This is a genomic window from Glutamicibacter sp. NPDC087661 (assembly GCF_044743275.1).
Taxonomy (GTDB): Bacteria; Actinomycetota; Actinomycetes; order Actinomycetales; family Micrococcaceae; genus Glutamicibacter.
In genome coordinates, this window is record NZ_JBIUWE010000002.1 from 171,281 (window position 1) to 194,748 (window position 23,468).

26 protein-coding genes are annotated in these 23,468 nt (G+C 61.9%); 19 read left to right on the top strand and 7 right to left on the bottom strand.

What is annotated here, in order from left to right; all coding sequences use genetic code 11:
- Nucleotides 1-1,197 carry an FAD-dependent oxidoreductase gene (locus ACIOTN_RS07640; protein ID WP_402735069.1) on the bottom strand — a complete coding sequence of 399 codons (1,197 nt, stop codon included), beginning with the start codon at nucleotides 1,195-1,197 and terminating at the stop codon, nucleotides 1-3.
- 80 nt (nucleotides 1,198-1,277) lie between these two features.
- On the opposite strand from ACIOTN_RS07640, the gene ACIOTN_RS07645 reads away from it, so the two are divergent.
- From ACIOTN_RS07645 to ACIOTN_RS07655, 3 genes are all read left to right on the top strand, one after another.
- A complete protein-coding gene (locus ACIOTN_RS07645; protein ID WP_146112945.1) occupies nucleotides 1,278-2,015 on the top strand; it encodes a sulfite exporter TauE/SafE family protein in 738 nt (245 codons plus the stop codon).
- A 78-nt stretch (nucleotides 2,016-2,093) separates the two neighbouring features.
- Nucleotides 2,094-3,266 carry a hypothetical protein gene (locus ACIOTN_RS07650; RefSeq protein ID WP_146112210.1) on the top strand — a complete coding sequence of 391 codons (1,173 nt, stop codon included), beginning with the start codon at nucleotides 2,094-2,096 and terminating at the stop codon, nucleotides 3,264-3,266.
- A 60-nt stretch (nucleotides 3,267-3,326) separates the two neighbouring features.
- The gene (locus ACIOTN_RS07655) at nucleotides 3,327-3,989 is read left to right on the top strand and encodes a GPP34 family phosphoprotein (RefSeq protein ID WP_105656153.1); all 663 of its coding nucleotides are present in this window, start codon (nucleotides 3,327-3,329) and stop codon (nucleotides 3,987-3,989) included.
- A gap of 39 nt (nucleotides 3,990-4,028) precedes the next feature.
- On the opposite strand, the gene ACIOTN_RS07660 is transcribed toward ACIOTN_RS07655, so the two are convergent.
- A complete protein-coding gene (locus ACIOTN_RS07660; protein WP_105656154.1) occupies nucleotides 4,029-4,694 on the bottom strand; it encodes a GntR family transcriptional regulator in 666 nt (221 codons plus the stop codon).
- A gap of 167 nt (nucleotides 4,695-4,861) precedes the next feature.
- Here ACIOTN_RS07660 and ACIOTN_RS07665 point away from each other — a divergent pair, with 167 nt between their 5' ends.
- The 6 genes from ACIOTN_RS07665 to ACIOTN_RS07690 all read left to right on the top strand — a co-directional run bounded on the left by ACIOTN_RS07665 (nucleotide 4,862) and on the right by ACIOTN_RS07690 (nucleotide 10,165).
- Nucleotides 4,862-5,983, top strand: coding sequence for a type III polyketide synthase (locus ACIOTN_RS07665; RefSeq protein WP_105662047.1), 1,122 nt, complete (start codon nucleotides 4,862-4,864; stop codon nucleotides 5,981-5,983).
- Nucleotides 5,968-6,696, top strand: a complete 729-nt coding sequence (locus tag ACIOTN_RS07670; RefSeq protein WP_286134635.1) for a methyltransferase domain-containing protein — start codon at nucleotides 5,968-5,970, stop codon at nucleotides 6,694-6,696. Before ACIOTN_RS07665 ends, ACIOTN_RS07670 begins: the two co-directional genes overlap by 16 nt.
- Nucleotides 6,689-7,822, top strand: coding sequence for an FAD-dependent oxidoreductase (locus ACIOTN_RS07675; RefSeq protein WP_402735070.1), 1,134 nt, complete (start codon nucleotides 6,689-6,691; stop codon nucleotides 7,820-7,822). Before ACIOTN_RS07670 ends, ACIOTN_RS07675 begins: the two co-directional genes overlap by 8 nt.
- A gap of 32 nt (nucleotides 7,823-7,854) precedes the next feature.
- Nucleotides 7,855-8,175, top strand: coding sequence for a hypothetical protein (locus tag ACIOTN_RS07680; RefSeq protein ID WP_105662045.1), 321 nt, complete (start codon nucleotides 7,855-7,857; stop codon nucleotides 8,173-8,175).
- Between the two features lie 198 nt (nucleotides 8,176-8,373).
- A complete protein-coding gene (rlmN, locus tag ACIOTN_RS07685) occupies nucleotides 8,374-9,585 on the top strand; it encodes a 23S rRNA (adenine(2503)-C(2))-methyltransferase RlmN (RefSeq protein ID WP_402735205.1) in 1,212 nt (403 codons plus the stop codon).
- Between the two features lie 94 nt (nucleotides 9,586-9,679).
- Complete coding sequence (locus tag ACIOTN_RS07690; RefSeq protein WP_402735071.1) at nucleotides 9,680-10,165, top strand: carboxymuconolactone decarboxylase family protein; 486 nt, start codon at nucleotides 9,680-9,682, stop codon at nucleotides 10,163-10,165.
- 49 nt (nucleotides 10,166-10,214) lie between these two features.
- Here the strand turns inward: ACIOTN_RS07690 and ACIOTN_RS07695 are convergent, their stop codons facing one another.
- The 3 genes from ACIOTN_RS07695 to ACIOTN_RS07705 all read right to left on the bottom strand — a co-directional run bounded on the left by ACIOTN_RS07695 (nucleotide 10,215) and on the right by ACIOTN_RS07705 (nucleotide 11,615).
- Nucleotides 10,215-10,460, bottom strand: a complete 246-nt coding sequence (locus ACIOTN_RS07695) for a hypothetical protein (protein WP_105656161.1) — start codon at nucleotides 10,458-10,460, stop codon at nucleotides 10,215-10,217.
- 153 nt (nucleotides 10,461-10,613) lie between these two features.
- Nucleotides 10,614-11,462 carry a fibronectin type III domain-containing protein gene (locus ACIOTN_RS07700; RefSeq protein WP_402735206.1) on the bottom strand — a complete coding sequence of 283 codons (849 nt, stop codon included), beginning with the start codon at nucleotides 11,460-11,462 and terminating at the stop codon, nucleotides 10,614-10,616.
- Between the two features lie 24 nt (nucleotides 11,463-11,486).
- Nucleotides 11,487-11,615 carry a hypothetical protein gene (locus ACIOTN_RS07705; RefSeq protein WP_286134044.1) on the bottom strand — a complete coding sequence of 43 codons (129 nt, stop codon included), beginning with the start codon at nucleotides 11,613-11,615 and terminating at the stop codon, nucleotides 11,487-11,489.
- 238 nt (nucleotides 11,616-11,853) lie between these two features.
- Between ACIOTN_RS07705 and ACIOTN_RS07710 the strand changes: the two genes are divergently transcribed.
- Together ACIOTN_RS07710 and ACIOTN_RS07715 are read left to right on the top strand one after the other, a co-directional pair.
- Nucleotides 11,854-13,050 carry a pyridoxal phosphate-dependent aminotransferase gene (locus ACIOTN_RS07710; RefSeq protein WP_105656163.1) on the top strand — a complete coding sequence of 399 codons (1,197 nt, stop codon included), beginning with the start codon at nucleotides 11,854-11,856 and terminating at the stop codon, nucleotides 13,048-13,050.
- 104 nt (nucleotides 13,051-13,154) lie between these two features.
- A complete protein-coding gene (locus ACIOTN_RS07715) occupies nucleotides 13,155-13,511 on the top strand; it encodes a DUF2695 domain-containing protein (RefSeq protein WP_105656164.1) in 357 nt (118 codons plus the stop codon).
- Nucleotides 13,512-13,514: 3 nt separating this feature from the next.
- On the opposite strand, the gene ACIOTN_RS07720 is transcribed toward ACIOTN_RS07715, so the two are convergent.
- Nucleotides 13,515-14,219, bottom strand: coding sequence for a DedA family protein (locus tag ACIOTN_RS07720; RefSeq protein WP_402735072.1), 705 nt, complete (start codon nucleotides 14,217-14,219; stop codon nucleotides 13,515-13,517).
- A 317-nt stretch (nucleotides 14,220-14,536) separates the two neighbouring features.
- On the opposite strand from ACIOTN_RS07720, the gene ACIOTN_RS07725 reads away from it, so the two are divergent.
- From ACIOTN_RS07725 to ACIOTN_RS07740, 4 genes are read left to right on the top strand one after another with little or no spacing between them, the layout of a single operon-like run.
- Nucleotides 14,537-15,454, top strand: coding sequence for an ABC transporter ATP-binding protein (locus ACIOTN_RS07725; RefSeq protein WP_402735073.1), 918 nt, complete (start codon nucleotides 14,537-14,539; stop codon nucleotides 15,452-15,454).
- Nucleotides 15,451-16,206 carry an ABC transporter permease gene (locus ACIOTN_RS07730; RefSeq protein ID WP_105656167.1) on the top strand — a complete coding sequence of 252 codons (756 nt, stop codon included), beginning with the start codon at nucleotides 15,451-15,453 and terminating at the stop codon, nucleotides 16,204-16,206. The genes ACIOTN_RS07725 and ACIOTN_RS07730 overlap by 4 nt, the downstream gene beginning before the upstream one ends.
- The gene (locus ACIOTN_RS07735) at nucleotides 16,203-17,357 is read left to right on the top strand and encodes a sensor histidine kinase (RefSeq protein WP_181148762.1); all 1,155 of its coding nucleotides are present in this window, start codon (nucleotides 16,203-16,205) and stop codon (nucleotides 17,355-17,357) included. The genes ACIOTN_RS07730 and ACIOTN_RS07735 overlap by 4 nt, the downstream gene beginning before the upstream one ends.
- Nucleotides 17,354-17,959 carry a response regulator transcription factor gene (locus ACIOTN_RS07740; protein ID WP_105656169.1) on the top strand — a complete coding sequence of 202 codons (606 nt, stop codon included), beginning with the start codon at nucleotides 17,354-17,356 and terminating at the stop codon, nucleotides 17,957-17,959. The genes ACIOTN_RS07735 and ACIOTN_RS07740 overlap by 4 nt, the downstream gene beginning before the upstream one ends.
- On the opposite strand, the gene ACIOTN_RS07745 is transcribed toward ACIOTN_RS07740, so the two are convergent.
- Nucleotides 17,956-18,474 (bottom strand): DUF456 domain-containing protein, encoded by a 519-nt coding sequence (locus ACIOTN_RS07745; protein WP_105656170.1) that lies wholly within the window; start codon nucleotides 18,472-18,474, stop codon nucleotides 17,956-17,958. The genes ACIOTN_RS07740 and ACIOTN_RS07745 overlap by 4 nt on opposite strands.
- A 317-nt stretch (nucleotides 18,475-18,791) precedes the next feature.
- On the opposite strand from ACIOTN_RS07745, the gene ACIOTN_RS07750 reads away from it, so the two are divergent.
- The 4 genes from ACIOTN_RS07750 (at nucleotide 18,792) to yjfF (ending at nucleotide 23,459) form a co-directional block, all read left to right on the top strand.
- The gene (locus tag ACIOTN_RS07750) at nucleotides 18,792-19,781 is read left to right on the top strand and encodes an ABC transporter substrate-binding protein (RefSeq protein WP_105656171.1); all 990 of its coding nucleotides are present in this window, start codon (nucleotides 18,792-18,794) and stop codon (nucleotides 19,779-19,781) included.
- 110 nt (nucleotides 19,782-19,891) lie between these two features.
- Nucleotides 19,892-21,454, top strand: a complete 1,563-nt coding sequence (locus tag ACIOTN_RS07755) for a sugar ABC transporter ATP-binding protein (protein ID WP_105656172.1) — start codon at nucleotides 19,892-19,894, stop codon at nucleotides 21,452-21,454.
- Complete coding sequence (locus ACIOTN_RS07760; RefSeq protein ID WP_105656173.1) at nucleotides 21,451-22,473, top strand: ABC transporter permease; 1,023 nt, start codon at nucleotides 21,451-21,453, stop codon at nucleotides 22,471-22,473. The genes ACIOTN_RS07755 and ACIOTN_RS07760 overlap by 4 nt, the downstream gene beginning before the upstream one ends.
- Complete coding sequence (gene yjfF / locus ACIOTN_RS07765) at nucleotides 22,470-23,459, top strand: galactofuranose ABC transporter, permease protein YjfF (RefSeq protein WP_105656174.1); 990 nt, start codon at nucleotides 22,470-22,472, stop codon at nucleotides 23,457-23,459. Before ACIOTN_RS07760 ends, yjfF begins: the two co-directional genes overlap by 4 nt.
- Nucleotides 23,460-23,468 lie beyond the last annotated feature (9 nt).

Sequence of the window (23,468 nt, forward strand, 5' to 3'; positions counted from 1 at the left end):
CTAGCCCAGGCCGACCGCGCGGCGGCGTTCCAGGAAGACCGGTTTCGCCGCCGTGCGAGTCGCGGAAAACAGGGGGTCGGCCGCACGCCGGCCCAGGGCCAGGTCGGCCAGGTATTCGCCGATGGCGGGCACGAATTTGAAGCCGTGGCCGCTGAATCCCGCGCCGACGGTGACCGGCCCCAGCGAATCGAGGATGAAGTGCTCGTCGGCGGTGTTGGCGTAGGTGCAGGACACCGTTTCGTAGCGCGAAGGATCCGCTCCCGGAAGCCAGCGTGCCGCGTAGTCCTGCAGTCCGCGCAGCTGCTCGTCGCTGGCCTGGTGCGGCCGGTGCTCCGGATCGATGATCCGTCCGGAACCATGCCAGCCCACCTTGATGCCTTCCCCCGGGGTGCGCATGCCGTAGATGGGCCCGAAGACGCGTGATCCGATATCCCGTGCCGGATCCAGGGTGTGGTTGAACCCCGGCCAGTGCGCCGGCAGGTCCTTCTGCGCGAAATGCACCGGGTGCTCTTCGGTGACGTGGATGGCAGGAAGCTTGAGCGCATCGCCCAGCAGCAGCGCGGTCCAAGCCCCCGCGGTGACGATGGCATGGCGGGCCCGGATAGCCGAAACGGTGCCCTGGTGCTGGACTTGCACCTCGACACGGTCATCGGCAAGCACCTGCAGAGCGGTCACCCGGTGCCCGTATTCCACGGCAGCTCCGTGCGCTACGGCCAGCTTCTGCAGCGAAGCTACCGCAAGATCGGCATTGATCTGGCCGCCGGCGGGGATATGCAGGACTTCGGTCTCGAACTTCATTCCCGCGAAACGCTCTTCTGCCGCAGCGATGCTCAGCAGCTCGCTGCCGAATCCTGCGTGGGCGAGGCTCTGCTGCATTGCCCGTTGTTCGGCAACGATTCCGTGATTGACCAATCCGGTGCGTTCCAGCAGCAGAGTGCCGGCTTGCTCGGAAAGCGAATCCCACAAAGCGTCGGAACGCTGCAGCAGGCGAAGATACTCCAGTTCGGTGTAAGCAGGATTGAAGTTGCGGGTTGCTCCGTGCGAGGCGCCCTCCATATGCCCCGGGGCAAAGCGTTCCAGCAGCAGGACCTCGTGCCCGGCAGAGGCCAGGGACCACGCGGCCGCCGAGCCCATCGCGCCGCCGCCGATAATCAGGAAATCTACGTCATTGCTCACCTCTACAGCGTAAAACTCCAACTGAAGCGGGCTCCATTCAATTGACTCATTGGCCGTGGACTAACGTAATAGAGGATGGGAATCGGGAAAGCGGAGGCAGCGTGCAACTAGTGGCGGTAATCGGCTTGGCAGCTGCGGTTTTCGTGGGCGCCTCCACGCAACGGATCTCTGGAATGGGGTTCGCGCTGGTCTCCTCGCCCTTCCTGGTCATGGTCTTGGGACCCCATGAGGGGGTCATGCTGGTCAACCTGCTCGGCGCCTGCAGCAGTTTGCTGATCTTTGCGCAGGTCTTCCGTCAGGTCGAGTACCGGAAGGTCGCCTTCATGCTCATACCGGCCATGCTCATGACCGTTCCGGGGGCTTGGCTGGCGAACTCGCTGGAGGGTCCATGGCTTTCCATCGGCATTTCGTTCATGGTGATCCTGGCACTGGTTTCGAGTTTCATGATTCGAAATCTAGCGCTGGCCCAAAGCAAGGGATTGGCCGTCGGTGCCGGGGCAGTTTCCGGTTTCATGTCGGTGACGGCCGGTGTCTCCGGCCCGGCCATCGCGGGATACGCTGTGGCCAGCCGCTGGCCGCAGGCGCAATTCGCCATCTCCGTGCAGCTCTACTTCCTGGTGCTGTCGCTGACGTCCCTGGCCGCCAAGGGCGGCATGCCTCAACTGGATTGGCAGCAGTGGGGTGCCTGTCTTGGTGCGATGGTGCTGGGCATCTTGCTGGGCAATTACCTGGCTCCGAGGATCCCGCAAAAATTCAGTCGCGCATTCGTGATACTGATTGCCTTCGGCGGTGCCTTGAGCCTCATGGCAAGCGGCTTGGTCGACTTGGCCTCCCACTAGCGCAGTGCGCTGCTGCGCGGTGTGCGGCGGCGCCGCGAGCGGTACACGTTCTTCAATGAAAATGAGAGAATGTACTCCGTGCATTCCCAATATCCCGATGTAACTCTCAGCAAACGAGTCAGCGAACTAGACATTGAGCGCCGTGCCCTGTGGGCTGGCCTGTTCTGTTCCCTATTCGGGTTGGTTGTGGGGCTCATTGTCTTTGCCGGCGAGCGTCCGCCGCTCTTTGGCGATCTGTCCGTGGGCATCGTCTCCGCCGCTTGCGGTGCTGTCTCGGCCGGAACCAGCAGCGCCTATGCTTTCCGTTCGATGCTGCGGGCACGTGAACCGTGGCTGAAGAAGATCCCCAAATGGCGCCAGATCATCACGGCCCTGGGCCTCGTATTGGTGCACGTAGCCAGTTCTGTCATGATCCTGCTGGTTGTGTTCCATTTGTTCCAACAGGCCTTCTACGGGCTGCATCTGGATGTGCTGGCAGGCGCGTTGGCGGTCAGCGTCGCCACGGGCATCTCCGCCTACCTGTCCTTGGAAGCAACCGCGCGGATCAACGCGGAATCACTTTCCGTGGTGCTGGGCATCTTCATGGGCGCTGGCGTGCTGATCAGCATGCTGCTGGCTGAAGACCAAGGCTGGTGGCAGAGCATGTTCTCTTCGCTGGGAACAACGCAGGCCGGCATGGGCTCCTTCTGGACCTTCAACCTCACCCTGGTGATTTCCGGTTTGGTGCTGGCGGCCTTCACCGAGTTCCTGACCCGCGACCTGGTCCGCCTGGCGCAGTCCTACCGTTGCCGCCCGGCGCTGGAAAGATACAGGATTGCACGAATGGTGCGTCCGCGGCCGTGGCTCGTGCGCTGGTGCCTGCTGATTGTCTCGGTCGGCATTATCGGCATTGGCTTGGTTCCCTTCGACGTGGCCATGGAAGTGCATTCGGCCTTCGTGCAGATGGTCTCGGCAGCCATGATCTTCTTGCTGCTGGGCACCGTCGTGCTGCTGCCTGGCTACCCTGCGGTGTTCCATATGCTGTCCTACGCGGCCATTGGCGCGATCTGGGCGGCCTTCCAGCTGTGGAGCGAATGGTCCTACTACAACCTGACCGGTTTCGAGCTCTCGGTCGTGGCCATCATGTTCAGCTGGATCTCGGTGTTCATCCGCACGACTTCGGCGATGACCCAGGACCGTTCAGAACCCCGAACCACCCACTCGCCTTCCGAAGTAGCCAAGGCGAAGAAGTCCGCGGCCAAGGGCGGCTGAACTTGAATATCCGTCGGAAGGCTGAAGCATTTCGCCTCTGCGGGCCGGTAGCCTGAAAATATGTTGATTGCGGAAAAGCTCTACTTGCTAATGGCCGATGACTCCGAAAAGCCGGAGACAGTTGTATCAGCTACGGGATACGGCATGAATGCTGCCATCATCACCGACTTGATGATCGCTGGGCGTGTGGCGTTGAGCGAGGATCAGCATCGGCAGATCCACCTCATCGGTGCCGGCCCCTGCCCGGATCCAGTTCTCGCCGCGCCTTTGGAAAAGCTGGAAAAGAGAGGCAATCTGAGCCTCGACGAAGCGGTGAAGATCAATTCCTTGTGCGATGCCCGCTCGCTGACCGATTCCTTGGCCAAGGCCGGGATTATCGAATACGGCGAACGCACACTGCTGGGCTTGGGCAAGCAACGGGTCCGCCTCATCAACCAGCAGATCCAGCGCCAGATCCGGACCGATTTACAAGGCGCCCTGCACGGACAGAAGATCCCGGGAACCAGCGATACCACCGTGCTCGCGATCTTGCAGGCGATAGGCCTGGTGAACCATGTGCTGGAAGACGAGCTGGCACCCATGTCGGGAAGCCAAGCGCAGTCCCGGATTGCGGAACTCGCACAGGATTCACCGGCAGCCGATTCAGCGCAACGGGCAGTGGCAGCGATGAACGCCGCCATCGTTACCCAGCGCGTCATTCCGCCCGCGCCCGGAAAGAAATAGCTGGACGGCGCCCGCAAGGAAAGACTACTGCGCGATGATTCAGCGCAGGGTGCTCAATCCCGCATCCATGACCACCTGGATAGTGGAGCGGTAATGGCTATTGAGCAGCTCGCCGAGCAGGGCTGCATTACGATCCAAGGCGGCATCCAGGATTTCCTGGTGCTCCTTCTCAACGTTGCGCTTGCCTGCGGCCTTCGACGGGGCAGCCCAGCGGCGGTACAGCTCGGTGAAGTTCGAAAGGTCGGCAGAGAGCTTGAGCATCGGCTGGCAATCGCACGGTACCAGCAATGCATGGTGGAATTCGCGGTGCGCCTCGGACCATGCGGGGTTGACGGTGCCAGGTTCCTCCGGCAAACGCCGCGGGGTGCGCGAAAGCTTGTGGTGGGCTGCGATCAAGTTCGATTCCCACGCGACATCTCCGCGCTCCACCGCCAAGCGGGCGGCCAGTGCCTCGGTGGAACACCGCAGTTCGGTGATATCCGCCAGTTCGCGCAGGTTCAGATCCGGCACGAAGAAGCCGCGGTTTGGGCGGATGACCACCAGGTTTTCCCCCGCTAGCCGTGTCAGCGATTCGCGGATCACGGTGGTGCTGGTCTCGAACTGTTCTGCCAAAGTGGTCGGCTGAAGGCGGTCGCCGGGGGACCAGAAGCCATCAAGGATGGTTCGGCGGATACCCTCCAGGGAATGAACTGATGCCTTTGCCAAGCTGACCTCTTCATGCGTGATCGATTGAATCTGATGTTAATAACAATAATCATATTCTTCGCAGGGGATAGATAATCCACGCGCACGGCGGAACAGAATACCCGGGCTATTGCTGGTAATTCGCCAAAACTGTTTACCTTCCGCCGCGTCGGTCCTAGGCTCGGGTCATGTCAGTGAAGATCCGCACGATTCAAACCGCAGTTCCCGCGACGACCCTGGCCCAGGAAGAGATCCGCGATGTCTTCGCCAGCCAGCCGAACCTGAGCCGGCTGGGTGAACGGCTCATCGCCACCTCGTTCAACTCCGCCGCGATCAGCACCAGGTACAGCTGCGTCGATGAATTCGACCTCTCCCTGCCCGAACCCGAAACTCCGCTGTTCTACGACCGGGTTGAAGGCCGGTTGCTCTCCCCGAGCACCGCCGAACGCAACGGCATCTATGCGAAGCAGGCCAGCGCGCTGTTCACGAACGCCGCGAAAAAGGCCCTCGACGCCTGCCCGGACCTTGCCCCGGAAGATATCACCCACGTCATAACCGTCTCCTGCACCGGGTTCTACAACCCGGGCCCGGACTACCAGATCGTGCGGGCGCTGGGGCTGGCACCGAGCACCGTGCGCCACCACCTTGGTTTCATGGGATGCTACGCGGCGTTCCCCGCCCTGCGCGCGGCCCGCGACTTCTGCCTGGCCGATCCTCAAGCCACCGTGCTGGTGGTCTGCGCCGAGCTGTGCACGTTGCATGTGCACAGCTCCAATGACCCGGACACCATCATGGGTTCGGCCATCTTCGCCGACGGGGCCGCGGCGGTGATCGTCTCGGCGCAGGGCAGCGGGCTGCTGCAAATGGACGGCTTCGAAACCGTGCTCACCCCGGTGGGCGAGGAGGCCATGGCCTGGAATATCGGCGACCATGGATTCGAGATGGTGCTGGGCACCTACGTTCCGCACATCATCGACGAGCACATCACCGGGGCGCTGCAGCCGCTCTTGGCCAAGGACGCCGACCCGGAACTCTCTGTGGACCGGATCCAGCATTGGGGTCTGCACCCCGGGGGCCGGGCCATCCTGGACCGGGTGCAAAACCGGCTGGGCCTGGATGACCAGCAGCTGGTGCCAGCCCGCGCGATCCTGGATCGCTACGGGAACATGTCCAGCGCCACGGTGCTATTCGTGCTCAAGGAAATCCTGGAAGCGGCCGCTGCGGACCAGGGCGAAAGGGTCTGCTCCATGGCATTCGGTCCGGGGCTGACCGTGGAATCCGGGCTGTTCACCATATGCCGGCAAGGATAATGCTCCGGCTGGCGCGGGCAGCGGAAGCCATCGAGGAAATGGACCGCCCGGATTGCGACCCGGTGCTGCTGCGCCGCACCTACGCCCAGTTCCCTCTGGTGAACCGGATAGTAGCCGGCTGGCGGGGCAATTACGTGCAGTGCATCCGCCCGTTGCTGGCGCGCCGGGTCCGGGCCAGGATACTGGACGTGGGCTGCGGGGGAGGAGACATTGCGGCGAATCTGGCGCGCTGGGCGCTCGCCGACGGGTTCGAGGTGGCAGTGTGCGGTATCGACCCGGATCCCCGGGCCATCTCCTACGCCCGGCAAGCGCTGCAACGCTGCAAGCTGCCGCGCGGGGTGCTGGAATTCCGGGAAACGACCAGCACCCGGCTAGCGGCCGACGGCGAGCAGTTCGACCTGGTGCTCTCCAACCACCTGCTGCACCATCTGGGTACGGACCAGCTGCGCCAGTTGCAGGACGAGACCGAGCAATTGTGCACCGGGATCGGGTTGCACAGCGATATCCGGCGTTCCCCGGTGGCGCTGGGCCTGTTCGGGCTGGCGACCCTGCCGCTGGCAGGCAGTTCGCTGATCCGGCGCGATGGCCTGACCTCCATTCGGCGCAGCTTCGTGCCGGGGGAACTGGGGCCATTGCTCCGCCCTGGTTGGGAGGTGCGCACGCAGCGGCCCTACCGCAACCTGCTGCTCTGGGAAGCTGGCGGCCATGGATGACGCCGCGATCATCGGCGCCGGGCCGGTGGGCCTGGCGCTGGCCATAGAGCTCGCCCAAAGCGGGCATGCCGTTCGGGTTTTCGAGCAGCGCGGCGCACCGGTAGCCCACTCGCGCGCCATCGGCCTGCATCCTCCAGCGCAAGAAGTCCTGGCGCGGCTCGGCGTGGGACCGGCGGTGCAGCGCGGCGGCGTGCAGATCCGCGGCGGACTGGGGATCTCGCGCGGGCGGAGTATCGCTTCGATGGATTTCTCCACTATTGGCGGCCAGTATCCCTATGTGCTGTCCTTGCCGCAGCAGGACACCGAGCAATTGCTGCGCGAGCGCTTGGAGCAGCTGGCACCGGGGTCATTGATGATGGAGTGCGCTTTCGAGCAGGTACTTGGGCAATCGGAGCAAGCCGTGGAATTTGCCGCTGGCGGCGTGGTTCACCGGGCCCTGTGGCTGGCCGGAGCCGACGGGGTCCGTTCCGCGGTCCGCAGGGATCTCGGCGTGGGCTTTGCCGGAAGGGACCATCGGGACCGCTACCTGATGGGGGACTTCCCGGAGACCACTGGGCTGGCGCACACTGCCGCGCTTTTCCTGCATCAGCAGGGGATTGTCGAATCCTTCCCGCTGCCCGCTGCGCGGCGGCGCTGGGTGGTGCGCATCGAGCAAACGCAGGTCGATGATTCGCCGGGCATGCTGGCCGAGACCATCTTGGACCGCACCGGATACCTTCTTGACGCCGAGGCCTGCACGATGACCAGCAATTTCGGCACTGCCACCCGGATGGTGCCCTCGATGGTCCATGGGCGCGTGGTGCTGCTGGGCGATGCGGCCCACCAGATCAGCCCGATCGGTGGGCAGGGGCTGAGCTTGGGGCTGGCTGATGCGCAGGCGGTGGTGCAGCTCATTGCCGCCAGGGCACCCCTTGAAGCCTTGGACGACCTGCGGCTCGGGGCCGCCCGCAGTGCGGCCCGGCATGCGCAGGCGAACATGCTGCTGGGCCGTGCACTGCCGCGCTGGGCCGTCCCTTTGCGGGATTCGGCGTTTTCCCGGCTGGCCTCCAGTGCCTGGCTGCATGAGAAGGTGGCGCGCGACTTCACGATGACCGGTCCCGGACAGCGTTCGGTTCCCGTCGCATGACGAAATGGCAACGTTTCGAAGACTGATTGCGAATGGAGCATCTATCCGGATGGCGCCCAACGGCGCAGGAAGTGCACATCGACAAGCAGCTCGCCAACGGCTCGGTCAGCGGAGAAGTCAGGGCTTACCTGGGTGAAACCGACCACGGCGAGTCCATCTGGGGCGAGACCTTCCAGCTGGAGGCGGTCATGGCCGGCACCGGTGATGCGGTGGTCACCTACGAGCATCAGGATGGATTCCGGCACTGGAGCAAAGACCGACCGGCCTCTGCCACCAGCGGGCATCTGGGAGACATGGACCTTGCCGGTGCCGTGGGCAACCTCGGCCACCTGAAGGAATCCGTCAAGTACTGAACACCCGAATGCAGCAGTGCCGCGCCGCCGGTAGATTGGCGGTGCGGCACTGTTTTTGCGTGCCCAAACTCACCGCCAAATACTCGCGGATACATGAAACAATAGGTAGCAATGACTTCCATCGATTCCACCCCACTTTCCGCCGAAGAACGCAAGGCACTGCGCAATGAGCAGGCCGCGGCCCAGCGCGCCCAGCAGATGCGCATCTCCAAGTCCCGAGCCGAAGCCGAAGGCCGCGCCCAGGTCGTTCCAACCGCCGAAGGCTGGAAGCAGGAGATGGGTGCCGATGGTCGTCCAGAGCTGCAGTTCGCCACCAAGCGCCGTGTCTCCCAGCCGCCAACGCACCTGGCTGACCTGTCCCTGGCCGAGCGCCAGGCCAAGCTGAAGGAGCTGGGACTGCCGGCCTTCCGCGCCAAGCAGCTTTCCGTGCACTACTTCCAGCACTACACCACCGACCCGGAGAAGATGAGCGATCTTCCCCAGGAGCGCCGTGCGGAACTGGCCGAGGCCATGTTCCCGAAGCTGCTCACCGAGGTCAAGCGCCTGGAAACCGATGATGGCAAGACCATCAAGTTCCTCTGGCGCCTGTTCGACGGCTCGCTGGTCGAGTCCGTGCTGATGCGCTATCCGGGCCGCATCACCCTGTGCATTTCCTCGCAGTGCGGCTGTGGCATGAACTGCCCGTTCTGCGCCACCGGCCAGGCGGGCTTGACCCGCAACATGTCCACCGCTGAAATCCTGGACCAGATCGTCCAGGCCAACCGCGTGATCGCCGAAGGCGGACTGGGCGGACGCCAGCACCCCGAGGAGCGCGTGGGCAACATCGTGTTCATGGGCATGGGCGAGCCGCTGGCCAACTACAAGCGCGTGATGAACGCCGTGCACCGCATGGTCGCCGATGCCCCTGAGGGCTTGGGCATGGCCGCCCGCGGCATCACCGTCTCCACCGTTGGCCTGGTTCCGGCGATCCGCAAGCTGACCGAGGAGAATGTCCAGGTCACCTTCGCGCTGTCGCTGCATGCGCCGGATGACGAGCTGCGCGACGAGCTGATCCCGGTCAACTCGCGCTGGAAGGTCGACGAGGCACTGGATGCCGCGTACGACTACTACGTGAAGACCGGTCGCCGTGTCTCCATCGAGTACGCGCTGATCAAGGACATGAACGACCACGAATGGCGTGCAGAAATGCTGGCCAAGAAGCTGAACGCGCGCGGCCGCGGCTGGGTGCACGTGAACCCGATTCCGCTGAACCCGGTGCCGGGCTCCATTTGGACCCGCAGCGAACCGGATATCACATCCAAGTTCGTTCGCCGCCTCGATGAGCTCGGCGTGCCAACCACGCTGCGCGATACCCGAGGCAAGGAAATCGACGGCGCCTGCGGCCAGCTCGCAGCCGACGGCGACAAGTAGCATTTACCGTGGAGACCAGCTTTCGCTGGTCTCCACGGTGCGTTAACGACCCCTCTTCGTGCAGGAGGTCTACGACTGCATGTATGGTTCTGATATGGCCGTTTCAGACCCGCTTTTCCTTGATAAGACCAATCCAGAGCTATGGAACTCGATTGGCAGATTTTCCAAAGATGTCGCCCAGTCCTACCGCGCAGCCGGAATCAGCGACCGCACCGCCGAGCTGGTGAACCTGCGCGTCTCGCAGATCAATGGATGTGCCTACTGCCTGGACCTGCATGCCCGCAAGGCACTGGACGCAGGGGAGAGCCTGCAACGCATCAACCTGCTGAGCACATGGGATGAATGCGGCGGCCTGTTTAGCGAAGAAGAATGCGCAGCACTAGCCATCGCTGAAGCCGCTACCGACCTGCCCAAGCCAGAAGAGCGTATCGCCGCGGTGGCATCGGCCCGTCTGGTGCTCAGCGTGGAGCAAGTGGCAGCCATCCAATGGATTGCCGCCGCCATGAACGCCTTCAACCGGATTTCGATCCTTTCCCGTCACCCGGTCAAGGAACGCGAACTGGAAAAGACGGGCAAATAGCAAAAGGCCGCCGTTTGCCCGGGTAGGGGAAACGGCGACCAATACCAACTCAGGCGTTGGCTTTGCGCACGGCTTCGGTGTAGCGGCGTTCGAATTCTTCGGCGCTGACCACTTCTCGTTCCACGCGGAAGGAAGACTCGTCAATCCCCAGAACCGCAGCGATCAGTGAGCGGGTGTAAAGGGCGATCTTGCGTGATTTCCGGGTGGACGTCACATGGTCCAATTCCGGAACCCAGATGTTCCACCAGCCGCCTTCCTTGCCGACTACTGCCTTGAAAACGCGTTGCTCACTCATCTGCTGCCTTACTCTCTACGATGCTCTGACCAGCGTCTTGCCGTCTGCTTCAATACTCCACTACGTGCAGCCGTGGCGACAAGTCGTCGCTGCCGTGGGCACTACTTCGCCAGCGGCACGCCATCCTTGCCTACCGCGAAGCTCACGACGTCGTCATAGGCGCGTCGCTCGGTCTTTTCCAACTGGTATTCCGAATCCTGCTGGGGGAAAATGTGAACCGGGGTCAAGGTCGGTTTCCGTGCCGTAGCCGCCGTTCAGCGCCGCATAGGTTTCCCAATTGCCCAAAGCTGGAAGCAGCGGAACGCTGGAGGCCAAGTCCGAATGCTCGCCGGCCACATGGCCGAAGAGCTCATCCCACGCCGGCTGGTATCCCGAACCCTGGGTGAGATCGCCTGCCATCATGACCAGGTCCGGATCGGCAGCTTCGATGTGCTTGAGGTTCTCGTTGAATGCGGTGGACTGGTCCAGCGGGTAGCGCAGGGTCGGTTCGCCGTTGCGGGTGGTCATGCCGAACTGCTGGTCCCATTTGGACCCCGCGCCCGGACGCTGGATGGAATCTGCGGTGTAGCCGTTGACCGGGGAGAGCTCCCACTCGCGGTGTTCGGTGCGTCCGCGTGGTTCGGTTTCAGAATCTGAGAACGCAATGATGCGCACGTTTTTCCACGCCCCGCCCTTGGGAGCTGTTTTGAAAGCCGCGCTGTGGGTTTCTCCTGATTGGGTCACGGTGTAGTTGTAGGACTTTCCGGGCAGCAGGCCCTGGAAGGTCACCGAGTGCTTGTAGTTCGAATTCGACTTCAACCACGAGCCCTGTTCCAAGCCCTCGATCTGCTGATCAAGTTCGGCCCGGGTGTATTCCATGAGATCCAGGTACTGTGGTGCGCTGCTCTGCTTCCCGGACTTTCCCAGTCCCGGTCCCGAGAGGCTTATCGTGCCCGGCTCATCGGTTTCGCTGATCCAGTTGATGCTCATCGACGTGGCAGCAGGAGCTTGGAGGTAGGGCAGTACGCGGAAACCCGGTTCTGGGGACTAGGCCGTTACCGCTGGAAGCGCGGAAGCAGCGGTTCCTGGCAGAGCAGCGGCGCTGGCTGCCGGCGCCAAGACCAACGGGATCAATACAGCGGCGGCAAGTGCGGCCGAGAGGGGCTTGTTGTTCATAGTGCGTTCTCCTGTGCGAGGTGTCGCCTGCAAAAGGCGGGTACCTTGAGGATGCCCGGGGCGCGTGCCCCAAGGGTGGATATGAGGCAAACGAAGGGTGAACTGGGTCGGTGAGCCTGCTCACCGGCTGTCTCGCGCACTAATACCAAGCTGGAGCCGATAGCCTTGAAGCAGATAGCTGAGAAGACCAAAGCGAGGGCGCTTCGGTTTTCCACGCCTGCGAAAAGAAGGACAAACAGTGCAAGCCTCCCAGCGTTCCAAGGTAGCTCCCTTTGAAGTGATGCAAATTGTTGATCAGGTCGCCACGATGCGGACCTCCGGCCACGACGTGATCTCGTTGTGCGTGGGAGAACCTGGCGGCGGTGCTCCAGCGGCCGTGAATGACCTGGCCGCGAAGCTGCATGCCGAGCATGCCGACTTCGGGTACACCTCAACTGCGGGACTGCTCGAAACCCGACAGGCCTTATCGAAGCACTACCTCGATACCTATGGCTTACAGATCCCCGCAAAGAACTTCGTGATGACCACAGGTTCCTCCGGTGCATTCCAGCTTTCGTTCTTGGCAGCCTTCGATGCTGGAGACGTGGTGGCGCTGGCCCGTCCCGGCTACCCGGCCTACGCCAATATTCTGGGTGCCCTGGGGCTGGAAGTTGTCGACCTGCCCACCGGTGCAGCGCAGCGTTACCAGCCCACCGTGCAGCTGCTTGAGGCGGCCAAGAAGGAGCATGGACGCCTCGATGGGCTGGTTGTTGCGTCGCCGAATAATCCCACCGGAACCATGTTCAGCGCAGGCGAGCTCTCGGACTTGGCCACCTGGTGCGAAGCAAATGATGTGCGGCTGATTAGCGATGAAATCTATCACGGCATTGAATTCGTCCCAGACCGCAAGGCACATACCTCGTGGGAGTTCTCCCGCTCGTCCATCGTTGTCTCCTCCTTCTCTAAATACTGGGGGATGACCGGCTGGCGCCTGGGCTGGATGATCGTGCCCGATGAGCTAGTGCCAACGGTGGACGCACTGGCTTCGAACCTCGCCTTGTGCGCTCCAGCGCCAGCACAGCGCGCGGTGGTAGCTGCCTTTGAACAGCGGAGCCTCGATGAAGCCAATGAGCGCGTGGACGAGTTCGCCCGCACCCGAGCCCACGTGTTGGAGCACTTCAGCAGCTTGGGCATCAGCGAGGCAGCTCCCGCCGATGGGGCTTTCTACCTCTACGGCCGGTTGGCCCCCGAAGTCTTGGAGCATTTCGGTTCTGCGGGCAAGTACTGCCAAGCGGTTTTGGAGCATGCGCATGTTGCGCTGACCCCTGGCGGCGACTTTGATCCGTTCGAAGGCCACCTGTTTATCCGCTTGTCCTTCGCGGCCGGATATGAGCGTGTGGCAGAAGCCCTGGAACGCGTTGCGGCTTTCCTACGGCAGAGCTTGGCAGGAAGCTAGTTTTCCACATTAGGTGAGCAATGCGCTGCGCGCGGCGCTTCAAAATGGACAGTGGATGGCAGTAACGCTTCGTTACTGCCATCCACTGTTTCAAGGAGCCACCAATGCCTGCAGTACTCGAACCTGTCGAACATGAATGCCTTGCGTGCTATTTGTATCGTGCGGTCTGCGCGCAAGGATGCGACGGGACCCATCTCTTCCTCTTGTCTTATCGCGATGCGAGCGCTCCGCGAGCTACCGCGATTGACCGGAAAATGCAGCTGCTGGGCGGATTCTGCGACTGCGAAGTGCTGGCCAATGCCATCCGCCCGATCACGCGTGAAGCGATTCAAGCCGTGGACAATGACGAAAATCTTGTCTGCAAAGGAGTACGCCGCGGCACAATCCAACCATGTGAACATTGGTTGATGCGCCGCGGCGTACAGTGGGGCGGCGGTCAGTTCCGCCGCCGAAGTGCTTGAAGATCAGTTTTCGGGGGTCTTGCTCTTCGGCTTGCGGGCCTTGAGCAGTTCAACACCAATAGGGATCACCGAGATGAGGACGATCAGGATGAAGATCAGGTCGATGTTCTCTTCGATCCAGGTGAATTGGCCCAGCCAATAACCCAGCAATGTGACGCCGATACCCCACAGGGCGGCACCGATCAGGTTGTAGAGGATGAAGGTCTTGTGGTTCATCCTCGCTACGCCAGCGATTACCGGGACGAAGGTGCGGACCACTGGAACGAAGCGTGCCAGGATCACCGCGCGGCCGCCGAACTTCTCGAAGAACTCGTGGGCCCGCTCAACGTTCTTCTGCGAGAAGAAGCGGGAATCCGGTTTCTTGAAGATGGCAGGTCCGGATTTCTTGCCAATGATGTAGCCGGTCTGGTCACCTGCGAAGGCGCAGACAAAGATCGCGGCGGCGAAGAGCCACAACGGAATTTGGATGGTGCCGGTGGCAATGAGCATGCCAACGGTGAAGAGCATCGAGTCGCCTGGCAGGAAGAAGCCCACCAGCAAGCCGGTCTCGGCGAAGACAATGGCGCAAACCAGCAGCAAGACCCATGGGCCAAGCGCGGGGTTGTTCAGGAAGACGACTGGGTTCAACCAGTCGGGCAGGAAAGCCGCGCCCATGGTTGGAGCCGCATAATCGGTCACAAGGGAAAGAAACGAAGAATGATCTAGCACAGCAAAAATCCTACGTGAGTACGCTGTGAGTTTCCCAGAGTGCCATCCGTAATCTCTGATGGGGGACAACCCGGCCACAAGGGCGAAAATCTCCAAGTTGTTCGTTGACCCGTAGTGATCATGGCTTTTCACGGGGCCAGCAACGAGAGCCGAGGGAGCATTGGGAAGCGGCAAGTTGCCAAGCTCACAGCGGGATTCGACGTAAAAGTCGGCGAGGTTGCATCGAGCCACCTGGATTCGGTCCATGACAACGGTCATGGGCAACGCATGACTTTCTGCTCTTCTGCACACCCGGCAAAGGGGGAAGACTAAGAAGCATGGAAACGCTGATTAGAACGAATGCAGTTTCGCTCAGCGGCTTGAAGAAGACCTTCTCAACGCCGCGCAGCAAAGTTGAAGCAGTCAAGGGCATTGACCTGCAGATCCAGACCGGACAGATCGTGGCCTTCCTAGGACCCAACGGAGCTGGCAAGACGACAACCGTGGACATGATCCTGGGCCTGACCCAACCCACAGGAGGGTCGGTGGAAATCCTCGGCTTGGATCCGCGCCAAGCCATCTCCGCTGGAAGGGTCTCTGCCGTCTTGCAAACCGGTGGGTTGCTGCGCGATATGACCGTCAAGGAGACAGTGTCAGTCATCGCCCACATGCATGAGCAAGCAGATCGCATTGGGCCGGTCATGGAACGCACGGGGCTGGATAAAATCGCCAAGCGGCGCGTGGGCAAATGCTCTGGCGGCGAGCAGCAGCGCATCAAGTTCGCTTTGGCTCTGCTGCCCGACCCGGATGTACTGATCCTCGATGAGCCAACTGCCGGAATGGACGTGATGGCCCGCCGGGATTTCTGGGCCACGATGCGAGAAGAAGCTACCGAAGGGCGCACCGTCATTTTCGCCACGCACTATCTGGAAGAAGCCCAGAACTTCGCAGAACGCACCGTGCTGATGAGCCAAGGCCGCATTGTCGCCGACGGCGCCACCGAAGAGCTGCGCAAGCTCATCTCCGGACGCACCGTCAGCGCTTCCTTCCCCTCGGAGGAGCATGCCGAACGAGCCGGAGCTTTTGATAATTCGGTGCAGGTAGCCGAACGCAACGGATTGCGCTTCGCTTTCCACAGCGTCGATTCGGACCGCTTCGCGGCCGCCCTGCTCGCCGACTACCAGGGCTACGACCTGGAAATTTCCTCGCCGAGCCTGGAAGAGGCCTTCATCCAGCTGACCAAGGACGCATCATGATGAGCACCTACATCCGCGTGGAATTCGCACGGCACTTCCGCGATGGGTACAACCTGATCTTCGCCCTGCTGCTGCCCGCCGCCATGTACATCCTGTTCGGCAACATCCCCAGCTACACCGAGTTCGAGCTGGGCGCAGGCAACGTGAAGTTCTATCTGATGATTTCCATGGCAGCCTACGGGGCGGCGGTCAGCACTGTGGCAATCGCCGGGACCGTGGCCACCGAAACCATGCAGGGATGGGGCAGGCAAATAGCCTTGACCAAAATGCCGCCGGCCATGTTCGTCAGCAGCAAGATGATCGTCGCGGCCACCGTAGCCGGTGCCTCGGCAGCAGTAGTCTTCGCCCTGGGCGCCGCGACTGGAGCCGAAGTGCAAGAAGGCTGGATCTGGGGAGCGAGCTACCTGATCATCCTGCTCGGCGCCATGGTCTTCGCCTGCTACGGCATCGGGGTGGGCATGGTGTTCAAATCCGAATCGGCCCTGGGCCTGGCCTCAGGCTTGATGGTGTTCTTCGCCTTCTTCGGCAATGTCTTCATGCCCCTGGAAGGAGGCATGCTCGACGCGGCCCGCTTCACCCCGATGTACGGCTACGTAGCACTGGCCCGCTACCCATTGCTCAAGGACATGCCCGCCGGAGTCGAAATGGCCCCGGACGCATTGTGGATCCCAACCGCTAACCTAGTGGCATGGGCACTCATCTTCGTTCTCTTCGCGGTACTCGCCACCAGGAAGGCCAAGGCACGCCAGTGAGCCGCAACCTGCCCGGCGCCGCGCCAGCGGACGATCCGCTCTGCGAGATCGACGAGGACCAGAAATTCTGGGATCGCCGAGGCTGGCTGATCGCCGGCGTCTGGGTGATCTTCCTGGTCTTCCCGGTGCTGGACCTTCTCGTGGAAGACTACACGCTGCCCACCCGGATCATCGGCCTGGCGCTGATCGCCCTCTTCGCCGCCGTCTACCTGCAGTCGTACGCCAAATTCTCCCAGAACATCGGGCAAGGCGGAACCAGCGCTCGCAGGGCGCATGCGAACTTCCTGGTCCTCTGCGCGATTATCGCCCTGGGCATCCCGGTCATCGGGCTGACCACCATGGGGCTCTTCCCCTTCATCACCTCCTTCGCGATCTTCTTGCTCAGCAGGAAGTGGGCCATCGCGGCCTACGCCGCGGTGCTGGTGCTCAGTTTCGCGCTGCCGATCGTCTACGGGCAGTTCATGGACGCGATCTTCCTGATCGGCCTGAACCTCGTGCTGATGGTGGTGTACGCGATTACCGTGGCCGCCATTCGGCGCTCGGCCGCAGCAGAAAAGATCCGCAGCGACTACCTGCTGGTCGCCGAGCAGGAACGCGTGGCCAGGGACGTGCATGATGGCATCGGGCATTCGCTGACCGCATTGAATTTGAAGGCGCAGCTGGCCCTGCGCCTGATGGACCAGGAACAGTACGCCCAGGCCCGCGGGGAACTGGAACAACTCAGCGCCCTGGCCGTGGACGCGCTGGACTCCGTGCGCACGACGGTGCAGGGGCTCAGCCGCCAGGACCTGGCCGGGGAACTGGCCGAGCTGCAGCAGGCGTGCGACGACAACAACCTCGAATTCACGGTGGCAGGAACCGCCGAGCAAGTCCCGATGCAGCTGCGTTCGCATGTGGCATGGATCCTGCGCGAAGCGGTCACCAATGTGCTGCGCCACGCGCACGCCAGCACCATCGTGCTGCATCTGGAACCCGGAAAAGTCAGCGTCGATGACGACGGGGATGGCCTGCAAGCCAGCACGCCAGGCCACGGCATCCGGGGAATGCAGGAACGCGCCAAGCAATTCGGTGCCAGTTGTACAGTAGGGGCATCGCGGCTGGGCGGAACCAGCGTGCAAGTGGCCTTCGAGGCAGAGGGGAGTGCAGCGTGATCCGGATTCTCATCGCCGATGACCAGCACCTGGTCCGGGGCGCGCTGGCAGCCTTGCTGAACCTCGAAGAAGACATCCACGTCGTTGCGCAATGCGCCGACGGTGACGAGGTCGCCGCCGCACTGGATGCGCACCCCGCCGACATCGCGTTGCTGGATGTGCAGATGCCGCGGCACGACGGGCTGCGCACCGCAGCAGAACTCAAGGCCAGCCACGCCGAGGTGAAGGTGCTGATCCTGACCACCTTTGACCGTCCCGGATATTTCCGCCAGGCCTTCGAAGCCGGAGCGCACGGCTTCCTGGTCAAGGATTCTCCGCCGGCCGAGCTGATTGCCGCCATCCGCAGGGTCTATTGCGGGGACAAGGTAGTGGATCCGCAGCGTGCCATGCTCAGCGTGGAGAGCCGCAGCAACCCGCTAACCGGGCGTGAGCGCGAGATCCTTTCACTGGCCGCCTCAGGCTCGCCGGTATCGCAGATTGCCTCGGCGGTGCACCTGTCGGTGGGAACTGTGCGCAACCACCTGTCCAATGCGATCGGCAAAACCAGCACTGCCAACCGCATTGAGGCCGCGCGCTACGCCCGCGAGATGGGCTGGATCTAGCGCGTTACGAAGTGGGTAATCAGGCCTATGACCCAAATTGAGGAGGCCAGCAGCACGCAGCCGAATTCCACGACGATGCCCAGGCCCATGGCCTTCAACGCGGCCCAGGATGAGCCGAGCGCGCCGGAGACTTCGCGCCGGCGCACGCTTTCACCGGCGAATAGGCCCACTGCGAAACCGACGAACATGCCGATCACGGGAATGAGGAAAGCACCGGCGATGGCACCCACGACCGCAAAGAGAATGGAACCCTTGGGGATTTGATGTTCCTTGAGTTTCTTGCCGGTCAGGATCGCAGAGGCGGACCAGCCCAGCAGGGCGATCGCCATGCCCAGGCCGGCCGCCCACCAGGAAGCGCCGGAACCCAGCAGCCAGCCCCAGCCCAAGAGCGTGCCGATCGTCAGCAACGAGCCGGGCAGCACCGGGAAGATGGTGCCCAATGCCGATACAACTAGCAGCAGCCCGGCGATAATCGTGTAAATAATTTGTGCATCCACATGCCCAGTTTCGCACACTGCATCCTTGCATGAGGCGCACCGTCAAGCAGGACAAGAATTCAGGGATATTTGTTCCGAATGCCGAGCTGACGAACAAACAATTGATTAAATCCGGATAATTTCCCTTCTCTCATTGATTCCTTTTTACCTAGTCGGATATCGATTTAGATTGAAAAGCGTCGCCCGTTGGCAATGGAAAAAGAAATCAAAAGCCGGAAGGCTCTTCACACCCTAAATTGTTAGCGCTAACATTGTGACCATCGACACATTGTTCTGGTGCCGGAGACCATTCACTCCACCATTATCCGGCGGGGACCTACGAGGAGGAACTCACGATGAAACGACAGACCTTTTTGCGCACTGGCTTGGCAACGCTCAGCATCGCAGCTATGGCAGCCATGAGCGCATGCGCCGGCTCGGATTCCAGTGGCAGCGAAGGCGGAGGATCCGGTTCTGAGACCATTACCATCGGTTTCTCGCAGGTTGGCGCCGAGTCCGGGTGGCGCGCGGCGAATACCAAGGACATCCAAGACACCCTGACCGAAGAAAACGGCTTCAAGCTCAGCTTCTCTGATGCCCAGCAGAAGCAGGAGAACCAGATCCAGGCTCTGCGTTCGTACATCGCGCAGGGCGTTGACGTCCTGGCGTTTTCCCCAGTGGTAGAAACGGGCTGGGATGCTGTGCTGCAAGAAGCCAAGAGCGCCAATATCCCGGTGATCCTCACGGACCGCGCCGTTGACACCACCGATGACACGCTCTTTGCCTCGTTCATCGGCTCCGACTTCATTGAAGAAGGACAGCGGGCCGGGGATTGGGTTGTAGAGAATCTGGACAAGGACCTGAAGGTTGTCGAACTGCAGGGAACTACCGGCTCAGCACCGGCCATCGACCGCAAGGAAGGCTTCGGAAAGGCCATTGAGGGCACGGACATCGAGATTATCGACTCGCAGACCGGTGACTTCACCCGTGCAGGCGGCAAGCAGGTCATGGAAGGTTTCTTGAACTCCCATGACGATATCGATCTGGTCTTCGCCCATAACGATGACATGGGCTTGGGCGCCATTGAAGCCATCGAGGCAGCAGGCAAGAAGCCAGGCGAGGACATCAAGATTGTCACCATTGACGCGGTCAAGGACGGCATGCAGGCATTGGTTGACGGCAAGATCAACTACATCGTCGAATGCAACCCGCTGCTGGGCGAGGATTTGGCAGAAATCGCCAAGAAGGTTGTAGCCGGCGAATCTGTGGAGAAGCGCATCGTCGTTGAAGACGCCGCCTTCACCCAGGATGAAGCGGCCGAGGTCCTGGCCGATCGCACCTACTAGAAACGCAGGCAAGAGCACGAACCGGCGGGCCACAAGCTGGCCCGCCGGTTCACCACCAGGTGGCAGGACAAGCAACTCGCAGAGGCAAGTTAATGATTGATTCAACACCCATGTCACGGACTGAGGAAATCACCGTGCAGCATTCCCCTACAACGAAGCCCATCGTTCAAATGGCTGGAATTTCCGTGGAGTTCCCCGGGGTCAAAGCATTGGACAACGTTGGCTTCCGGCTTTTTCCCGGTGAAGTCCACGCCCTGATGGGGGAGAACGGCGCTGGAAAGTCTACCCTGATCAAGGCTCTGACTGGAGTGAATCCGATCGCTTCCGGAACCATCACGGTTAACGGCAACGACACCCGCTTCACAGGCCCCGCCGATGCCCGCGAACGCGGCATCTCTACGGTGTACCAAGAGGTGAATCTCTGCACCAATCTCACCGTGGCCGAAAACATCATGCTCGGCAGCGAGCCTCGCCGTTTCGGTGGTCTTGACTGGCGAACCATGCGGCGCCAGGCCCAAACCTATCTGGAGCGGATGGGGCTGAAGATAGACCCGGCCAGCTCGCTGGGGTCCCATTCATTGGCCGTCCAGCAGCTGGTGGCCATCAGCCGCGCCATGGTGGTCGACGCCAAGGTGCTGATTCTCGATGAACCGACCTCGAGCCTGGATACCGACGAGGTGGCCCAGCTCTTCGAGGTCATGCGGAAGTTGCGTGATGATGGTGTGGCGATCCTCTTCGTGTCGCACTTCCTGGACCAGATCTACGCCATTGCCGACCGCATTACCGTGCTGCGCAACGGGCAATTGGTGGAAGAACGAGAGAAGGACCAGCTGCCGCAACGTGAACTGGTCTCGCTGATGATCGCTGGCACCTCCGATGCCCAAGTGGGCGGCGCCAATGAACGCACCGCCGCAACCGAACGCGCGGCCGACGCCGAACCGTTGCTGCAGGCAGTGGGACTCGGGCGCAAGGGAGCGGTGCAGCCTTTCGATCTGGACCTCTATCCCGGGGAAGTCATCGGCTTGGCCGGCCTGCTGGGCTCAGGCCGTACCGAACTCGCGCGCCTGTTTTACGGAGCGGACAAGGCAGATGACGGGGTGATCAAGCTGGGCGGGAAACCGGTGAAGCTGCGAACTCCCCGGCAGGCCCTGGGCCGCAAAATCGCCTACACATCCGAAGACCGCAAGGGTGAAGGGGTTGTGGGGGAGCTGACCGTGGCCGAGAACATCATCCTCGGCCTGCAGGCAGCGCGCGGATGGATCCGCCCGCTGCCCAAGACCAAAGCCACCCAAATCGTGGACGCCTATATCAAGGCACTGGGCGTCCGTCCGGCCAATCCGAACGCCCTGCTCAAGAACCTCTCGGGCGGGAATCAGCAGAAAGTTCTGCTGGCCCGCTGGCTCGCCACCGCTCCGAAGCTGTTGCTCCTCGATGAGCCCACCCGCGGAATCGACATCGGCGCGAAGACCGAAATCATGAACCTGGTCTCCGAACTAGCTGAACAGGGCATGTCGGTGGTCTTCATCTCCGCTGAGCTAGAAGAAGTCCTGCGCCTCTCGGATCGCATCGTTGTGATGCGCGATCACGCCAAGGTTGCCGAAATTCCAAGCACTCCAGATGTGGATGTGCCACGCCTGATCGAAATCATCGCCACCGGGGAAGAAAACAAATGACCCGTATTTACAAGCATCGCCTGTTTTGGCCAGCGATTGCGCTGCTCGCGCTGCTGCTAGCCTGCACCATCAAGCGCCCGGACATCCTGGGCATCAGCGTGCTGGACGGGCACCTGTTCGGTGCCCCCATAGACATCCTGCGCAATAGCTCGCCGCTGCTGCTGGTTGCCGTGGGCATGACTCTGGTGATCGCCACCCGCGGCATCGACCTGTCGGTGGGTGCCACCGTCGCGATCTCCGGAGCCGTGGCGCTGACATTCATCGCCAGCTCGGCCAATCCGGGATCCGCAGGTACAGCCGTCGGCGCCGTCATCGTGGCCTTGGGGCTGTGCCTGATCCTCGGCGCATTCAACGGCGTGCTGGTGGCGAACTTCGGCATCCAGCCGATCGTCGCCACGCTGATCCTGATGACTGCCGGCCGCGGTGTGGCCATGCTGATTACCAACGGCCAGATCACCACGGTCAATAGCGCACCTTTCAGCAAACTGGCCTCGGGCTATGTGCTGGGCCTGCCGGTGGCCGCGATCATCGCTTACGGCGTGTTTGCGGTGGTGGCCCTCGTGGTACGGCGTACTGCGCTGGGCATGCTGCTCGAAGCGGTAGGCATCAACCCGGAAGCCAGCCGGCTTTCAGGGGTGAAATCAAGAACTCTGGTATTCACCGTCTATGTGTTGTGCGGCCTGCTATCGGGCCTGGCCGGACTGATCTTCGCCGGCAATACCATGGCCGCTGATGCCAACAATGCGGGACTGTTCATAGAGCTGGATGCCATTCTCGCCGTGGTTATCGGCGGCACGTCCCTGGCCGGCGGCAAGTTCAACCTCGCGGGCACCATGATTGGCGTGCTGATCATTACCACCCTGAGCCTGGCTGTGACCGTTCTGGGCGTTTCACCGCTGGTCACTTCGCTATTCAAAGCCATCGTGGTCATTGCCGTGACCTTGATGATGTCAACCCGGCTGCGCGCCATGCTCGGTTCCTTGCGCGAACGCCGCCGCTACCAGGAGGTGGGAGCATGAGCATCCTCAGTGTTCCGCGCAAGTCCGTATCCAAATTGAATGTGGACCGGCGCTACCTGCCGGTTCTGGGCACTGTGGTCGTCTTCGGGCTGATGCTCGTCATCGGCGGAGTGCGCTACGAGAATTTCCTTTCGCCCGCTGTACTATCCAACCTGTTCATCAACAATGCCCACTTGATCGTGCTGGCAGCAGGAATGACGTTCGTGATTCTCACCGGCGGCATCGACCTGTCGGTCGGTGCGGTGCTGGCCCTGTCCTCGGTCATCACCGCAACCATGCTCAATGCCGGGATCCCGTTGTCCCTGGTGCTGCCTATCGCGATTCTCAGCGGGTCGATCATCGGCCTGGGCATGGGAGTGATGATCCAGTACTTCGAGGTGCAGCCCTTCGTGGCTACCTTGGCCGGCATGTTCTTGGCCCGCGGCCTGTGCTTCATCTTCGCCCCGGAATCCGTGCCGATCCGCGATGAGGGTTTTGTCGCCCTGTCGAGCTGGGGTGTTTCTGCGGGGCGCTGGCGGTTGACCGCGGCCGTGGTCATCGCCGTGCTGGTGATTGCCGGGTCCTGGTGGGTGCTGCACCGCACCCGTTTCGGCCGCACCGTTTACGCGGTGGGCGGCGGCGAGCAATCAGCCACCCTGATGGGATTGCGTGTGGCACGCACCAAGGTGGTTGTCTACGTCATCTCCGGCACCTGTGCGGCGCTGGGCGGAATCCTCTTCGCCATGTTCTCGCGCTCGGGCTATGCGCTGACCGGTGTGGGCATGGAGCTCGACGCGATCGCCGCAGTGGTTATCGGTGGAACCCTGCTTGTCGGCGGCATGGGCTTCATTCTCGGCTCGGTGGTTGGCGTGATGGTGCTCGGACTGATCCAAACCATCATCACCTTCGAGGGAACCTTGAGTTCCTGGTGGACCAAGATCGTGATCGGCGGATTGCTGCTGATCTTCGTGGTCTTGCAACGAATTCTTACCTTGCGGCGAAATTAAGCCCGGAAG

What these genes read in the sequence shown, in the direction of transcription:
- ACIOTN_RS07655 (WP_105656153.1), top strand. Translation starts at nt 3,327, where the DNA reads ATGTTGATTGCGGAAAAGCTCTACTTGCTAATGGCCGATGACTCCGAA.
- ACIOTN_RS07665 (WP_105662047.1), top strand. Translation starts at nt 4,862, where the DNA reads ATGTCAGTGAAGATCCGCACGATTCAAACCGCAGTTCCCGCGACGACC.
- ACIOTN_RS07670 (WP_286134635.1), top strand. Translation starts at nt 5,968, where the DNA reads ATGCCGGCAAGGATAATGCTCCGGCTGGCGCGGGCAGCGGAAGCCATC.
- ACIOTN_RS07675 (WP_402735070.1), top strand. Translation starts at nt 6,689, where the DNA reads ATGGATGACGCCGCGATCATCGGCGCCGGGCCGGTGGGCCTGGCGCTG.
- ACIOTN_RS07680 (WP_105662045.1), top strand. Translation starts at nt 7,855, where the DNA reads ATGGAGCATCTATCCGGATGGCGCCCAACGGCGCAGGAAGTGCACATC.
- rlmN (WP_402735205.1), top strand. Translation starts at nt 8,374, where the DNA reads ATGCGCATCTCCAAGTCCCGAGCCGAAGCCGAAGGCCGCGCCCAGGTC.
- ACIOTN_RS07690 (WP_402735071.1), top strand. Translation starts at nt 9,680, where the DNA reads ATGGCCGTTTCAGACCCGCTTTTCCTTGATAAGACCAATCCAGAGCTA.
- ACIOTN_RS07695 (WP_105656161.1), bottom strand. Translation starts at nt 10,460, where the DNA reads ATGAGTGAGCAACGCGTTTTCAAGGCAGTAGTCGGCAAGGAAGGCGGC.
- ACIOTN_RS07705 (WP_286134044.1), bottom strand. Translation starts at nt 11,615, where the DNA reads ATGAACAACAAGCCCCTCTCGGCCGCACTTGCCGCCGCTGTATTGATC.
- ACIOTN_RS07715 (WP_105656164.1), top strand. Translation starts at nt 13,155, where the DNA reads ATGCCTGCAGTACTCGAACCTGTCGAACATGAATGCCTTGCGTGCTAT.
- ACIOTN_RS07725 (WP_402735073.1), top strand. Translation starts at nt 14,537, where the DNA reads ATGGAAACGCTGATTAGAACGAATGCAGTTTCGCTCAGCGGCTTGAAG.
- ACIOTN_RS07730 (WP_105656167.1), top strand. Translation starts at nt 15,451, where the DNA reads ATGATGAGCACCTACATCCGCGTGGAATTCGCACGGCACTTCCGCGAT.
- ACIOTN_RS07750 (WP_105656171.1), top strand. Translation starts at nt 18,792, where the DNA reads ATGAAACGACAGACCTTTTTGCGCACTGGCTTGGCAACGCTCAGCATC.
- ACIOTN_RS07755 (WP_105656172.1), top strand. Translation starts at nt 19,892, where the DNA reads ATGTCACGGACTGAGGAAATCACCGTGCAGCATTCCCCTACAACGAAG.
- ACIOTN_RS07760 (WP_105656173.1), top strand. Translation starts at nt 21,451, where the DNA reads ATGACCCGTATTTACAAGCATCGCCTGTTTTGGCCAGCGATTGCGCTG.
- yjfF (WP_105656174.1), top strand. Translation starts at nt 22,470, where the DNA reads ATGAGCATCCTCAGTGTTCCGCGCAAGTCCGTATCCAAATTGAATGTG.